This is a genomic window from Bacillus sp. (in: firmicutes) (genome assembly GCA_017656295.1).
In the GTDB taxonomy this organism is placed as follows: Bacteria; Bacillota; Bacilli; order Bacillales; family JACDOC01; genus JACDOC01.
In genome coordinates, this window is sequence record JACDOC010000007.1 from 19463 (window position 1) to 34721 (window position 15259).

A 15259-nucleotide genomic window follows, 5' to 3' on the forward strand; every position below is an offset into this window, starting at 1 on the left:
TCACATTCGTTGGAAGAAGATGGAGTGAGCAGCATGATGGTTCAAACGTATACGAAAGGTCAAAAATTAAAGCAATTTTTTCTAATATTATTACCAATATTAATTACTCAATTATCGATGTATGCGATGAATTTTTTTGATACGATAATGGCTGGAAATTATTCATCCACCGATTTAGCAGGTGTAGCCATCGGCAGTTCGATTTGGGTCCCTATTTTTACAGGGTTAAGTGGTATTCTTTTATCTATTACCCCTATTGTCTCCCAATTAATAGGAGCAGGGGAAAAAAAGGACGTTTCGTTTTCTGTCATACAAGGAATCTATGTTTCTACTGTGATGGCTTTCATCGTAATCGGTATCGGTTCGATTTTTTTAGACCCGTTTTTAAACATGATGCAGTTAGATGATAAAGTGCAACAAATTGCCCATGATTATTTAGTGGCGCTATCTTTCGGAATCTTTCCTTTGTTTATGTATCAAGTCTGTCGATCGTTTATTGACGCTCTTGGAATGACCCGAACGACGATGATCATCACACTTCTTTCCTTACCGGTTAATGTTGCCTTAAATTACGTGTTTATTTATGGGGCACTATTTGTTCCTCCATTTGGAGGAGTAGGTGCCGGATATGCTTCGGCCATTACTTACTGGTTCATCTTATTTGTAGCCATTTGGATTATCGACCAACGTGTTCCTTTCCAACAATTTCGAATTTGGCGACAAGTTCAGCCAGTTGATTTACGAAAATGGAAAGAAATATTGATAATTGGTGTGCCCATCGGTTTATCGATTTTTTTCGAAACGAGTATTTTTTCAGCAGTCACCTTATTAATGAGTCCATTTGGGACAGTTACCGTGGCCTCTCACCAAGCAGCATTAAATTTTGCTTCGATGCTATATATGGTTCCATTAAGCATCTCAATAGCCTTAACGATTGTTGTTGGATTTGAAGTGGGAGCAAGAAGGTTTAAAGATGCCTCAACTTATAGCTTTTTAGGAATTAGCATTGCGGTCGGACTCTCATTTTTTTGTGGTTTATTGCTTTTTATATATAAAGATGTGGTAGCTGCGTTATATACGGATGATTCGAACGTCCTTACATTAACGAGCCAGTTTTTACTGTACGCGGTCTTTTTTCAATTATCAGATGCCATTCAAGCTCCCGTCCAAGGAGCGTTACGTGGATATAAAGATGTCAATGTAACTTTTTTAATGGCTTTTATTTCTTATTGGATCATCGGTCTTCCTCTTGGGTATATGTTAGCCAATTTCACTCTCTTAGGTCCTTTCGGGTACTGGCTTGGGTTGATTACTGGCTTAGCTGCTGGTGCTGTTACGTTGTCCTATCGATTATGGTGGGTACAAAAAAAATATCGAAAACAACACTCGATATAAAAACAGGATGGGAAATCCCCATCCTTCTTTATAACAGCATATCGGGTAGTAGGCTTTATTGTTGATGATACACTTTGCCGAGAACATCTTTTCCTCCCGTGACTGGAATAATACTCCCTGTAATAAAACTTGACTTTTCATCACAAAGAAAAGCAATGACACGTGAAATATCCTCGCCGGTCCCTGGCCGTCCTACTGGAGAAGACGAATCTTTATAAGTAATCGCTTCATCGATGCTTTTTTCTTTCCAGTCCCCGATAATGTCACCCGGACAAATCATATTAACGGTAATCCCATTGGGTGCTTCTTCTAAAGCCAGCGTTTTTGTTAAGGAAGCCAGTCCAGTTTTCGCTGCGGCGAAAGCCGAACGATAAATCCACCCAGGTGCGGATTCAACGCGGTCAAAACCGAACGTAATAATTCTTCCCCAACGATTCTCTCTCATTTTTGGAAGTAGCAGTTTCGTTAAATAAAACACACTTGTTAAATTTCCATTTAGTAAATAGAGCCATTCGTCTAACGTATATTGCTCCATCGTTTTTCGTTCCTTAATGTATGGTCCAGCATTATGAATGACAATATCAATGGAAGAGACATGTTGAGAAGCTTCGTGAATCATCTGTTCACATGCTTGTGGATTCGCAACATCTCCTTGAATGGTCCAAACGTTTATTCCATATACCTTTTTTAAGTTGGCTGCTAAATATTCCGCCTCTTGTTCACTTTTCCGATAATTAATAATGAGATCATGACCTACTTCGGCTAGCGTATACGCACTTCTCCTCCCAATTCCTTTTGATCCCCCGGTTATTAATGCCGTTCTCTTTTTCACAATCAATCCTCTCCAATGAACATGTACTTATCATTATAGTAAAAACAGTTGCCGTAAAATGCAAATAACTAATGTGTTATTCAAATGTACGATCGATGATACCATGGTCTTTCACATTCACCTTCGTGTGAACATTTATTTTTGACTTAGCAAACTCTTTGGGCCAACGATCTTCTACTTTTTTCCAGTGGTTATATGCATACGCTCTCGCATATACCCCTAGTCCTAATGGATCAATTTCTTCCTGCTGCAGTTTTTTAATTAATTCTTCTGTTTGCTTTTCAATTTGTTTTTCAATTAGCTTTATTAATTCCTTCTTATTTTTTATTGGATGATTATCTGATGAAACTTCCTCAATTGATACGTCCATGTTTAAATGTAAATCAAACTGAAGTTGTCCATTAACAGTTTTTACATTATTGTTATAATTCGTATTGAATATGTTCATTGTTACAACTTCTTCTTTCGTCGGAAGTTGAACAACGAAGGGAACAGGCTCATCTACTTGACGTGTTAGTAACAACAATAACGCACTTTCATAAATGTCAATGGATGTTACGTATTTACCATTTTCATCCAATAATGCAATACCTGTAACGCGAATACCATCTTTCACGATTTTTAGCTCAGCTATATATGGCGTGATTCCTTTTTCACTCATTTGTTTTCGAAACGTAGCTGCCGTTGTTTGCGCTGTTGTTTCATTTTTATAAGAACTATTAATTAAGTTATTTAAAAATAATCCAAAGCGGGGTTTGTCAGGGGTTTCAAATCTCATGATTTCATCTAATGGCCCATTGAACATTACTATTTGTGCATTTGCACTACTTTTGGCATCACGATAAATATAATCAATAATATTCATCGGTTCATATTTTTTTAGTATCTCTTTTGAAAAGATAATGATTTGGATTTTACCAGTGACTACGGTTCCATTACTCATCACGTCAAAATATTGTTTAGCTTCCCGTAAAGAATTTGCTTGAACTTCTAACAATTGGCTTTTTTCGGATGCTTCTTTTGAAAACACAGGACTCATTTGATAGATGGTAAATTTTTTATCTTTCCCTTCATCGATACCAAGGACAAGCATCACAGTTGTGTCCTCGATGTACAATACATCTCCACATCCACCCCCAAAAAGAAGGAGAATGAGCAAAGGAAAAGTAAGCAACTTTTTCATAAGCCAATCCCTTTCTTTTTCCATTTATTTTTTACATACATATACATGAGTAGAATAGGAGGAAAAACGAGGATTAACCATATTCCGAAATTTGCCCATTTCTCCCCTAATGATGAGACTGTATCGTACGAAGGATTAAAAATTAACGTTACGATGATTAACAGAACGGCAAATACATACAAAACGTATTGGTGATCTTTCCACCCAATGATTTGAGATATTCCAAGGGTCGTAAAATACAAAAATGGAATCCCGGTGGTTGAAATTTGAAACAAATAGGCTGAGAGAAAGACGATCTCCATCCGTTCTAAAAATTGGAAAGAAATTGGCTTTAATAAACTAAGCGTCGGCCAAATTAAACTGTTTAAATCCTCTAAACTAAAAACAACAAAACAACTAACCGTAATTTGTAAAAAAACTAATAGCGTAATCGTGTTGGCAATAAAAATCCCGAGATAGGCTCGTTCTTTATTTTTCAAAAAAGGATAAAGAATAAAAGCTACCTCAAATCCAAAATAGGAAAACATGGTGGTTTTCACTCCAACAAAAACCTCTTTCCAATTATCCTGGATAACCGGTAATAAGTTAAGCCAAGTCGCATCTTTGAGCGATATTAATAAAATCATTGGCATCCAAAGTGTAAGAAAAAACACTAATTGTGTGTATCTACTAATAATACGTAATCCGTTTCGAGCAATAAATACCCACGGAACAAGAACAAGAAATGCTAACAAAAAATAGAGGGTTTCTGGAAGAACCCAGATGACCATAATACGGATCGTTGCCGTTAAGAGAAGGAAACTTGCAAAAGCAAAATAACAAATCCAAACAATTGAAATCAGCCGGCCAAAATATTTCCCAAAATAACGATTTAGTAAGTCAAAAATCGTATCATTCGGGTGCTGCTTCATTATCGTAATAATAATAAAACTCGCTAAAATAGATATTATCCAACCAAATATAATTGAAATCCATCCGCTCGTGCCAGCGACACTTGCAATTTCCCTTGGAAGTGTTAATACACCAATTCCTATTTGGATACCATTAATGGCAAAAATATATTGTAACAACGTAATATCGTTAAATGTCGTTCGGTTCATATCAACCACCTAACTGTCTCGACGGGCCTTTTCGACTAACTTATTTCCCGTTTTTGGTAATCGTATAATTAAATCTCCCCAATGTTTAAAGCGAGTAGGAGCGAATGGATTTCCATACGGTGTTCCTAAAGACTCTAGTGAAATTACATGCCCAATCAAAATCATAACCCCAAACATCATTCCTACCATCCCAAAAAGAGCGGAAATAATCATAAACGGAAATCGAAGAATTCGTGCTCCTGCCGCAAAGTCTTGATTTGGTAAAATAAACGATGATATCGCCGTAAGCGCTACGATAATGACCATGATATTACTTACAAGCCCAGCTTCAACTGCTGCTTGTCCAATAACAATACCACCAACAATCCCAACCGTTTGTCCGATTGGGGCTGGTAAACGTAACCCTGCTTCTCTTAACGTTTCTAATGTGATTTCCATAATAAACGCTTCAATAATTGGTGAAAACGGAATGGCTTCACGTGATTCTGCCACCGACACATATAAATTAATCGGAATGACTTCATAGTGAAACGATAAGACCGCGATATAAAGAGATGGTAATAAAATCGATAAATAAAAGGCAATAAATCGTAACACCCGAATAAAAGAGGTGACATTCCAGCGAATACTATAGTCATCAACAGTATGAAAAAATGAAGAAAATGTAGCGGGGCCAATTAAAACAGCCGATGAATGATTTATTAAAATCGCTATTCTTCCTTGTAATAAATGCATGCCTACCGTATCCGGACGTTCTGTTGAAATGAATTGCGGCAACGGAGAGTAAGGATTATCTTCAATTAATTCTTCTAACGTTCCAATGGTTAACAACGTATCGACGTTTAATTGTTGAATACGTTTCTCTAATTCTTTTACCACATCCTGATGAACGAGGTCTTGTAAGTACATAATCGCAATCGTATTCTTTTTTCTACTTCCAACTTGGAAATTTTTTATTTTCAATTGGGGACCATCGATGAACTGGCGGATCATCGAGATATTGTCTTCAATAACCTCAATAAACCCTTGATGGATTCCTTTTAACATCGATTCCGTTTGCGGTTCTTCAATGGAACGTTTCGGTATACCTGTCGTGTTAAAGACAAACAGTTTATTCAATCCATCAATGATTAAAATTGTATCCCCGTGTAATAACTTATCTATAATATCCTCTAATTTTAGTTCCTTGACTTCATTATATTCATATAATGCTGCAAGTGGATTAAATTGATCAGAGTGGTGTTCATACATTAGCGGGTGTAAAATTTTCTCTTGAATTTTTTTCTCATCAGCCAAACCTTTCACAAACAAAATCGCTGCTTCTTTTGTATGGTTAATAAGAAATTGCCGATGAATTAAATTAGCAATTTGAAGCTGATTTTGTAAAAGCTCTAAATTATCTCTTAAAGAGTAGCTCCATTTCATATCATTAGACTGTTGTTTCGTAGTTGTCGGCTTTGAGAAAAGCTTATTTTTCTTCCACTTCATAACCATTGATGAAACCCACCTTTTTTTCATCCTGTAGTCCCTATTATCTACTTATAGGTAACAATTATGCGCGATGGGTAAATCTTGCTTTCCAGGGAACATTAAGGATAGGAATCGATAGAGGGGTTTGAAAAGATATGGCCAACGAATTGATTTTCATCATCATCTTGACGATTGTTTCTGTCCACCTTATTGGTTTTCTAATCCTCTTGTTCGGTTGGAAAAGGATTGTGAAAAACATCGTTCACTCCATGGGGAAAATAGTGATTACTGACTCTTATGAAGAAAATATCACTGAATTAATACCAGGTGTGAAAAAGTACGGGTTATTAAGAATTATCGAAAATAGTTTGCGTGCTGAACGCCCGGAAGTACTTCACCGCCCGCTTGGATCCGTTCGTGAGTGGCCCAGTTTTGATGCCATTACCTTTATTCCAGCTCAAACCGGCCCATTTCCGATTGATAAAAATGTAGAAATCGATATGAAAGTATTTATTGGCCCAAAGGCTAAAAAGCCTTTACGAATTGGCATTCCTTTAATGATTACCGGGATGGCGTATGGAGTTGGATTGAGTGAACAAGCAAAAATTGCGTTAGCACAAGCCTCTGCAAGGATGGATACCGCTATTAATAGTGGTGAAGGGGGCATTCTACCAGAAGAACGGCAACATGCCAAATACTATATTTTGCAATTTTCCAAAACGGAATGGGCAAAAGAAGAAGAGCATATAAAAAACGCCGATATGATTGAAATAAAATTCGGACAAGGAGCTTTAGCAGGTATGGGTTCGGTGATTCCTCCTGAAAAGTTAAAAGGGAGAGCACGAGAGGTGATGAACTTACAAGATGGGGAGGATGCCATTATCCATGAACAATTTTTTGAAAATCAAACATTAGAGGATTTTAAAGAACTGATTGACGAATTACGAACTTTTACAAAAGGTATTCCAATTGGCGTCAAAATGATGGCTGGTGGTAAAATTGAGCAAGATATATACCATTTATTACAAATAGGCGTGGATTTTATTACGATTGATGGCGGCCAAGCAAGTACTCATGATGCCCCACCGATTTTACAAGACGATTTTGGAATTCCGACGTTACATGCTTTGATAAGGGCTGACCAATATTTGAAATCGATCAAAAAAAGGGAAGACGTTAGTCTCATTGTTTCGGGCGGCCTTTCTTCTCCCGGTGATTTTTTAAAAGTACTTGCTCTAGGAGCCGATGCGATTTATGTCGGTTCGGCCATTTTATTTGCCTTAAGTCACGCCCATAGCGTTAAGCCGCTTCCATTTGAGCCACCTACACAAATGGTCTGGTACAACGGAAAATTTGCTAATCAATTTAATATACAAAAAGGTGCGGATGCCGCCTATCGTTTCCTCTATTCTAGTACGGAAGAAATGAAAATGGCTTTACGGGCGATGGGCAAAACTTCATTAAAGGAATTAACGCGCGATGACTTAGTGACGTATGATAAAGACTTAGCCCAAGATGCCCATATCCCATATACGTTTCATCCTTTGCAAAGTGAATAAATAGAAAAGAGGACTGGCCCCGCTTGGTAGATGCCAGTCCTTACACGTACAGTCGACGATGGGATTTATTTTCCAATAAACATTTGTGTCCAATAATGACCATTTTCTACATATCCAACACCGATATGGGTAAAGTTCGGATTTAAAATGTTTTTACGATGCCCTTCCGAGTTCATCCAATCGTTTACTACCTGTTCTGGTGAGCGTTGACCCATTGCAATATTTTCTCCAGCTGTTCGATAGCTAATACCAAATTGCTTGATCATATCAAATGGAGAACCGTACGTTGGGCTTGTATGAGAAAAATAGTGATTACGAGCCATATCATTCGCTTTTTCACGTGCAACTTTAGCTAACTCCGGTTCGAAAGTTAATGCTGGAAGTCCGTATTTTGCTCTTTCGTTATTCGTTAATTCAACTACTTTTTGTTCAAACGCTTTTACTTCATATGAAGAGGAGTTTGTTGGCTGATTGACCGATGGCACTTGTTGTGGTGGCGTTGTCACAGTTGAATTGGATTCTGGAACTTGAATCGTTTTAGGAACCTCTGTACATTTAGGCTGTGTCCCCTCTTCTACTGGAATTTGCTTATAGAACTTCGAATTTTTTGATTGATAGCTTGCTAAAATGTCATCAATCCATTGATGAACCTTTTGAACGTCCTTGTCGGTCATTTGGTAAACATACACTTTTCCATGCGTAGTCATATGACCTTGTGCGGCTTCAGCTTTTCCCACTAGCGGAGAAACAAGTAAAGCGAACGAAGTAACAGTTGAAAGCAACGCTTTTTTCTTCATCTTTTTATTACCTCCGACGTTTTTGTTTGCACCATCATCATATCATCGTATTTTTGTAACATTTGATAAGCGATTGTTAAAGAGTGATGAGTCAATTTTGGAATGGATGAAAGAGGAAATAAGGAAGGCGTTTAGTTTCTTGAAAAAGAAGTAACTCAATGGTTCTAGTGGTTTAAAGAAATAATTAGAAACAATACAAATTTCATCTAAAGAATTAAATTTTTTTCAACTATCCCAATAAATATATCGGAATTCACCCTTGACAAGTTATTCTGTCTCCTAGTTTTCTAACAATTTTTGCTGTCATATAACAAAAGAACAAATTTCATAACAATTCTATCTATTAAGTAAAGGCTCTATTAAACGATACTGTTGATATTTATACATTACGCTTGTGGCGGACGCTTTCCGCGGGCAAGCCGCAAGCCGCTTCCCTCGCTACGCTCAAGTATGGGTCTTGCGGCTTCTTGTTCCCGCAGGAGTCGCCGCCGTGTGAATAACTTGCTAAAAAACAACAATGACATATAACATAGCCTAAGTAAAAAAGACAGCTTGAACGTAGAAAAAGCTGTCTCTGTAATAAATAAATTATTTAGAAGATTTTATCGCGTCTAACGTGTGTGTATACAACTGGATAAGCGATAGTTGATCGTTCTGAGAAAGCTCACCACGAAGCACGCGCTTAATAGCTATGTAATATTTTTCCTCTGGTTTTATCCGAAGACGCGGATGCGTTCGCTCATCCAATAGTTCAGTTTTCATTAAACTATATAATCGACTTTTCGCGTCAGCGTCTTCCTCATTCGATAGGGAAAGGTGAAGAAGTTTAGCATATTGATTAAGTAAATGGTTAAAATCCAACACAATCTCCCTTTCTTATACATAAAAAAGAACTTGTGATAAATACTAAAATTGATTTATTCATCTACCGTAAAGGAGGTATACGATGTCTTCACCATACCGTTGTCCAAATTGTAAAACAAACCGTACACGCTTTAACTTAATAGAACAAGTCCCTACGGCAGTCAAATTAGATCCAATGACTGGAGAAGTCGTTCAACAATACGAGAATGGGCATTTAGATCCGTTTCATACACCATATCGGGGTCCCCATTTAAAAGTTCAATGTGCTGCCTGTGGACTCATTGAAGATGAACGGACATTTATTAAATTTGGCGAACAAAAATAATTAGACTGTATTACACATGCATATTTGGGATGTGTATCAACTTTGTTCTAACTTTTTTAATTGCGAATACAGTCTTTCTTGATCCAATTCTTCTCCGATAATGACTAAAGTTAAAGGCATTTTCATATATTCTGGCATATAAACAGGCATTCCATATGAATATTGAAACAAAAATGGATATGAAGAATGGGTAAAGGCCACATATCCTTTCATCCGATAAACAGTAGACGGTAATGACCGAATCCACTCTTCAAATTGGATTTGTTCAATCGGTTTCGAAAATTCATAGACTACTGATTGTAAATGAAGATGGTGATGATGGGTTGTTTCATGATGCCCTTGTTGAACTCGCTTTAACTTCTTTAATTGATTGATCGAAATGTTTGCGTGTTGCGTAAAAACACAAGTGGCGTGTGAATTTACTTGTTGAATTTCATACACGAACGTACTTAATTCGAATTCTGAAACAAGATCGGTTTTATTAACGATAAGTAAATCCGCATGAGCAATTTGTTCATGATATAACTGCAACACTTGTGGTGATAATTGACTTCTCTCCTTCCACCGTAGCACATCAATGACTGTTATGATACCTTTAAATTGTAATTGCCCAGCATATAGGGGGGACATGACAGCATCCAACGTTTCAACTGGGTGGGCTGCCCCCGTTGTTTCAATATAAATAGCATCAATAGGGTACGTACGTAATAAATCCGCAATTTGAGCTTCTACTTGATCCGATAACGTACAACACACACAGCCCCCCATCAACTCTTTTAAAGGAGTCCGGTCGTCTATCGCATTTGAATCAATGGAGACTTCTCCAAGTTCGTTCATCAATACCGCGGGAAATCTCCCTTGTTTTTGTTCTTCTTTCAACAAATGTTTGAGTAACGTTGTTTTTCCACTACCTAAAAACCCAGACAAAAGATAAACTTCCACTAGCTTCCCCATTAAACTTGTTCCTCTCCTTCATCGGTCATCATTTCTTCAATCGTGTGAACAATCGTTTGCCTTAGTTCCTCAATCGAAAACGGAGTTGAGTAACCTATTCGTTGGCACCATTCGTTCCGACACTTCCAAATGGTAATGTATTGATAAGAATAAAACTCTTCGTCTCGTTCGATTCCTATTTCAATAAACGATTCATATCCTGGGTCAAACATTTCGGTGGCAGATGCTATTTTACATTTCTTTTTCCGTAAAAAATCAACGACGAGTTCACCGGAATTTTTAAAACAATCTCGATACTGATGATATAAATCTTGACAAAGTTGTTCACATTGTCGTTCAAACGAAATCATCCGAGACTTAACCTCTTCGTTCATGCTTGTCAGTTGCCTCATATGACCACCTCATGTTGCTTCTCGAAGTCACCTCAAATTGTTATTCTATCGAATTCTAGTCCGTATGACAATGAAACAAACTTCATTACGTTGTGTTTTTAATGGTCTGACAACGACAAGGATTCTTGACCGTGTAAAAATAGGCGAATCGCTTGTAAATTCTCTTCCAGGTCAAAATCTAACACTAAACCTGCGGATGCAGTTCTTTTATTTTGGTACGAATTTGGAACAGGAATACGCAATGTTTCAACCGTTTCTATTGGATTCGAGAGGAACGTTAAACCGAGCTGAACAAGTTCTACAAATGAGGCGTCTGTTTCTACATAATGAGTGCATTTCCGAACTAGTTGTAAAAGGAGTGGTACATTTTTTTTGGTGATAATTTCATCTTTTACAACTTGAAAAATTTGCAAAAACACTTCCTGTTGACGTTCGACACGTCCGAAATCACTTTGCCCATCTTTTCGAAAACGGACATATTCCAATAGTTCCTTTCCGTGTAATGTTTGTACTCCCGGAGATTTGTCCCATTGATAATATGAAATCATTTCAGACGTTACGTTTACTTCTAGTCCTTCAGGTACCAAAACGTCCATCAAGTGAATAAACCCTTGAAAATTAATGGTCACGACGTAGTCAATCGAGAGTTGAAAATTTTTTTCAATGGTCGTTTTGAGCATTTCTGCTCCCCCCCAATAATATGCATGATTAATTTTACTTAATCCTACTCCGGGAATTGGTACATAGCTGTCGCGCATAATAGAAATGATTTTTAACGACCTTTTGAATGAATCATAATTTCCTACCATTAGTACATCTGCTCTCGCTTGTTCATCATTTCGTTGATCCGTTCCAATTATTAAAAAGTTGATGTTTTTATGTGATGGAACAGCTGGATCTTTCTCTTGTTTGTTAGGAGCTTCTAATTCGGAGGACAACGGTACAAGAGGAGAATTTTTGGAATGAGAAGGTTGTTCTCTTTCAGGATCAGTGAACGTAGCATGATCATGAAGGTATGTCTGGAAAAGCCATCCACATACTAAAATAGCAAGAATTACCCGCAGTTTCATAACATCACCCCCTAATTGGATGTATTCTCATTGTTGGAAGTGGGGTCATACTTTATTCAATTCGATTTCATTTTCAACAAAAAAAAGTGACGCATCTTAAAGACGCGTCACCTATTCGTTTTCTTCCGTACTCGTATTTGTCATTAACAGTTCCATCGCTTTTTGTATTTGGGTATCATTGTCGATGATCAGTTGCCGAACTTGTTCCATCAATTGAACGGTTGATGATCCTGTAAGCACTCCCGTCGGTTCTAGCTCATTTTCTTTTTGGAAAGCCATAACCGCTTGTTCAGTCTGCTCGTCAAAATACCCATCTACTGTTCCTGGTGTAAACCCTAATGCTTGTAACATTTCTTCGGCCGCTTTCACATCTTTGGATAAAGTCGATACCTTTAACTCTTTGTCCGGTTGAATGTATGGTAAGTTCGCATATGGAGGAAGTTGCACTTCATAATCAGGCTGAATGCCTTTTTCATGAATCCATGTTCCGTTAGGTGTTAACCATTTTGCTGTTGTAATTTTCATATTTGATCCATCAGAGAAATCTGCAGCCGATTGGACTGTTCCTTTACCAAACGTCGTTTCTCCAATCAATGGAATATTGGCGGATTGACTCACAGCTGCCGCTAAAATTTCCGACGCACTCGCACTACCGTTATCAATTACGACAGCTACTGGTACATCTACTTTTTTTCCACCTTCGGCATAATAGGACTCCCGCTTTCCGTTGCGATCCTCAATTTGGAGCAAAACTTCTCCTTCTTTTACAAAAAGATTAGAGACTTTCAACGCTTGATCAAGGAGCCCACCCGGATTTTGTCGTAGATCAATAATTAATCCTTTCATTCCTTGTTCTTCCATGGAATCTAAAGCATCAAGCAACTCATTGTATGTGTTTTCCGAGAAGCTTGTAATTTGTACTTTTGCGATTCCATGATCCATCATTTCGGCATAAACGGTTTCTAATGGAATCGTATCACGGACGATCGTTACGTCCATTGTGTCCTCCATGCCTGGACGAGATATGGTTAATGTTACCTCTGTTCCTTTTTCCCCACGGATGAGCATCACCGCTTCTGTTACACTCATTCCTTGAATCGATTTGCCATCAACTTTTAAAATTTTGTCATTTGGTTTTAAGCCTGCTTTTTCCGCTGGCGAGTTTTTGAGTGGGGACACAATCATAATAAAGCCATCTTGTTCTTGTATTTCTGCACCTATTCCTTCAAAAGAAGAAGTAATACTTTCATGGAATCTTCTTGCTTCTTCCTCATTCATGTAATCAGAGTACGGGTCATCTAACGCCTCAATCATCCCGTCAATGGCTCCATTAATTAACGTTTCTTCGTCTAGTGGACGATAGTATTCCTTTTTTAATTTATCATAGGCGTCATACAATTTGTGAAATTCTTGACGTTCGACGACTCCTACTTGAACGGCTTTTTCGTCTCCAAATGCAAGGGCAACAATTGTAATTCCTGCCGTTAAAAATACGACAAAAAACATCAGCATTACGAAATGAAACTTTTTAATTTTCAAATATTGTTTGTTCGTCCCTTCGTTTAACACTTCGTGATTTTGCTGTTCCATGCTCATCACCACTTTCATCCCTATGTACATACGTCAAATATTAACTTCTTCATTTTAACAGTTTTTTTTATATCCTAAAAGTACAATTAATGTTGATAAGTTATATTTGTGGTCAAATACGATGTAAAAAAACCAATAACCGAAACGGAAAGTAACGAAAACAAAAACCGCTCCGTTCCGACAATTTGCCAACCAATACAAAGGACCACCGCATCAATGATAAAAATACAAAGTCCAACATTCCATTTGTAAGCTTTACTTATACATTGCGCTAAAAGGTCCGTCCCCCCTGTACTTGTATGGACAATCAACATTAACCCGATGCCAATGCCAACAAAACTCCCTCCAAGGGGAGCACTGATCCATAATGGTAATACAATCCATTCACTGAGAGGACGCAAGGAATCAATGCATAAAGAGGAACTAACTAAACCGATTAAACTGTGAAAAAAAAACGGTCGCTCGTATGTCCATGCATACAAGTAGAGCGGGATACTTAAGAATATCATGGTCAATCCAACTGGTATGTCAATCGTATAATGTAATATTAAGCCAAGACCAATCATACCGCCATCTAACAAACGATGGGGAACAAAAAATCCATTGATTCCGATTCCAATAAGAAAGCACCCAAGAAAAATATGTAGCCCCTTTATTACCATTCCAATAATCCCCCACTCATTGTCATTTAATATAGTTTATGAATGAAGCATGGGGGACTTGTACGAAAAATAGGTGTACAGAGAAGATCTCCTTACTTCGTCTGAAGATAGATCATCTTCCGATTAGATTGGTTTAACCACTTCAAAATATTCTTCTAACGTCCAATTGTTTTCATAAAGAATTTTCGCAATTTCTTTACCGACATAGCGAAAGTGCCACGGCTCATATTTGTATCCAGTAATCGATTCTTTCCCCTTTGGATATCGCAAAATAAATCCAAATTCATGGGCATGCTCAGCCAACCATAATCCTTCAGGTGTTTCACCAAATTGTTCGGTTAAAATATAATTCACATTAGGCGAGGATATGTCGATGGCTAAACCGGTTTGGTGTTCGCTCATCCCTGGAAATGCAACAGACATAGCCGCTTGTTCTTCTCCTACTCGCTCGACCTCTGCGTGAAAAATCGCTTCTTGTCGTTCATACGAACGATACCCTGAGACCGCATATAACTCCAATCCTTCATGGCTAGCGGCTTGAAACATTTCTTCTAATGCTTGGGCCGCATCTTCTCGTAAATAGCTTTTTTCTAATAATAAATCCCCAAAGGCAAATGGTACATCCGGACGTACAAGGTTGGCAGGTACGTAGTCAGAAGGTAAACTAAACGTTTTATTTACTAACGCAAGGATATTGTCAGCATTCGTAATGAATAATTTCCCGTCGACTTCTTCTACTTGATTAAAATATTGCGCTTCTAACGACAGGATGCTTTCATCCGGTTCATCAATTAGTATTTCCTCTTGTTCTGGTTTAGGATCAGAAGTTACATCTTTTGGTGCTTCCGTTTCTTGATCGGTGACTTGTTCATGTTCCTCCACCGAACTCTTTTCAGTAATGGGGCTTTCTTCTTGAACCATGTTACAGCTTGTTAGTAGAAATAGGCATACGATGCTACCTATCCATTTATTCATAATTTCACCTTTTTCTTTCTATCATCATTTATGCTCTATATATTATAGCACACCTATATAAGATATTTGGTATGTAAAAAAAGTGCCATTC

Annotated in this window: 16 protein-coding genes; 3 read left to right on the plus strand and 13 right to left on the minus strand. The window is 37.7% G+C overall.

The window, feature by feature from the left end:
• Positions 1–36: 36 nt before the first annotated feature.
• The gene (locus H0Z31_07865) at positions 37–1395 is read left to right on the plus strand and encodes an MATE family efflux transporter (protein MBO8177353.1); all 1359 of its coding nucleotides are present in this window, start codon (positions 37–39) and stop codon (positions 1393–1395) included.
• Positions 1396–1450: 55 nt separating this feature from the next.
• Here the strand turns inward: H0Z31_07865 and H0Z31_07870 are convergent, their stop codons facing one another.
• The 4 genes from H0Z31_07870 to H0Z31_07885 form a co-directional block, all read right to left on the minus strand.
• Positions 1451–2227 carry an SDR family oxidoreductase gene (locus H0Z31_07870; protein ID MBO8177354.1) on the minus strand — a complete coding sequence of 259 codons (777 nt, stop codon included), beginning with the start codon at positions 2225–2227 and terminating at the stop codon, positions 1451–1453.
• Between the two features lie 76 nt (positions 2228–2303).
• Positions 2304–3410, minus strand: a complete 1107-nt coding sequence (locus H0Z31_07875; GenBank protein MBO8177355.1) for a Ger(x)C family spore germination protein — start codon at positions 3408–3410, stop codon at positions 2304–2306.
• Entirely contained in the window at positions 3407–4510 is a 1104-nt protein-coding gene (locus H0Z31_07880; protein ID MBO8177356.1) for an endospore germination permease, read from the minus strand. The genes H0Z31_07875 and H0Z31_07880 overlap by 4 nt, the downstream gene beginning before the upstream one ends.
• 9 nt (positions 4511–4519) lie before the next feature.
• Positions 4520–6004: a spore germination protein gene (locus tag H0Z31_07885; GenBank protein MBO8177357.1), complete on the minus strand. Its 1485-nt coding sequence runs from the start codon at positions 6002–6004 to the stop codon at positions 4520–4522.
• Positions 6005–6135: 131 nt separating this feature from the next.
• Here H0Z31_07885 and H0Z31_07890 point away from each other — a divergent pair, with 131 nt between their 5' ends.
• A complete protein-coding gene (locus H0Z31_07890) occupies positions 6136–7539 on the plus strand; it encodes an FMN-binding glutamate synthase family protein (GenBank protein MBO8177358.1) in 1404 nt (467 codons plus the stop codon).
• A 65-nt stretch (positions 7540–7604) separates the two neighbouring features.
• On the opposite strand, the gene H0Z31_07895 is transcribed toward H0Z31_07890, so the two are convergent.
• The 3 genes from H0Z31_07895 to H0Z31_07905 form a co-directional block, all read right to left on the minus strand.
• The gene (locus H0Z31_07895; protein ID MBO8177359.1) at positions 7605–8336 is read right to left on the minus strand and encodes a sporulation protein; all 732 of its coding nucleotides are present in this window, start codon (positions 8334–8336) and stop codon (positions 7605–7607) included.
• A 386-nt stretch (positions 8337–8722) separates the two neighbouring features.
• Positions 8723–8860 carry a hypothetical protein gene (locus H0Z31_07900; protein MBO8177360.1) on the minus strand — a complete coding sequence of 46 codons (138 nt, stop codon included), beginning with the start codon at positions 8858–8860 and terminating at the stop codon, positions 8723–8725.
• 64 nt (positions 8861–8924) lie between these two features.
• Positions 8925–9197: a hypothetical protein gene (locus H0Z31_07905; protein ID MBO8177361.1), complete on the minus strand. Its 273-nt coding sequence runs from the start codon at positions 9195–9197 to the stop codon at positions 8925–8927.
• Positions 9198–9282: 85 nt separating this feature from the next.
• On the opposite strand from H0Z31_07905, the gene H0Z31_07910 reads away from it, so the two are divergent.
• Positions 9283–9525 carry a DNA alkylation repair protein gene (locus H0Z31_07910; protein ID MBO8177362.1) on the plus strand — a complete coding sequence of 81 codons (243 nt, stop codon included), beginning with the start codon at positions 9283–9285 and terminating at the stop codon, positions 9523–9525.
• A gap of 36 nt (positions 9526–9561) precedes the next feature.
• On the opposite strand, the gene H0Z31_07915 is transcribed toward H0Z31_07910, so the two are convergent.
• The 6 genes from H0Z31_07915 to H0Z31_07940 all read right to left on the minus strand — a co-directional run bounded on the left by H0Z31_07915 (position 9562) and on the right by H0Z31_07940 (position 15114).
• The gene (locus tag H0Z31_07915) at positions 9562–10479 is read right to left on the minus strand and encodes a GTP-binding protein (GenBank protein MBO8177363.1); all 918 of its coding nucleotides are present in this window, start codon (positions 10477–10479) and stop codon (positions 9562–9564) included.
• Positions 10479–10871, minus strand: coding sequence for a hypothetical protein (locus H0Z31_07920; GenBank protein MBO8177364.1), 393 nt, complete (start codon positions 10869–10871; stop codon positions 10479–10481). Before H0Z31_07920 ends, H0Z31_07915 begins: the two co-directional genes overlap by 1 nt.
• Positions 10872–10969: 98 nt before the next feature.
• On the minus strand, positions 10970–11941 hold the full coding sequence (locus H0Z31_07925; GenBank protein ID MBO8177365.1) for an LCP family protein: 972 nt from the start codon (positions 11939–11941) through the stop codon (positions 10970–10972).
• 111 nt (positions 11942–12052) lie between these two features.
• Positions 12053–13549 carry a S41 family peptidase gene (locus tag H0Z31_07930; GenBank protein MBO8177366.1) on the minus strand — a complete coding sequence of 499 codons (1497 nt, stop codon included), beginning with the start codon at positions 13547–13549 and terminating at the stop codon, positions 12053–12055.
• 68 nt (positions 13550–13617) lie between these two features.
• A complete protein-coding gene (locus tag H0Z31_07935) occupies positions 13618–14193 on the minus strand; it encodes a YitT family protein (protein ID MBO8177367.1) in 576 nt (191 codons plus the stop codon).
• 123 nt (positions 14194–14316) lie between these two features.
• Positions 14317–15114, minus strand: coding sequence for a M15 family metallopeptidase (locus H0Z31_07940; protein MBO8177368.1), 798 nt, complete (start codon positions 15112–15114; stop codon positions 14317–14319).
• Positions 15115–15259 lie beyond the last annotated feature (145 nt).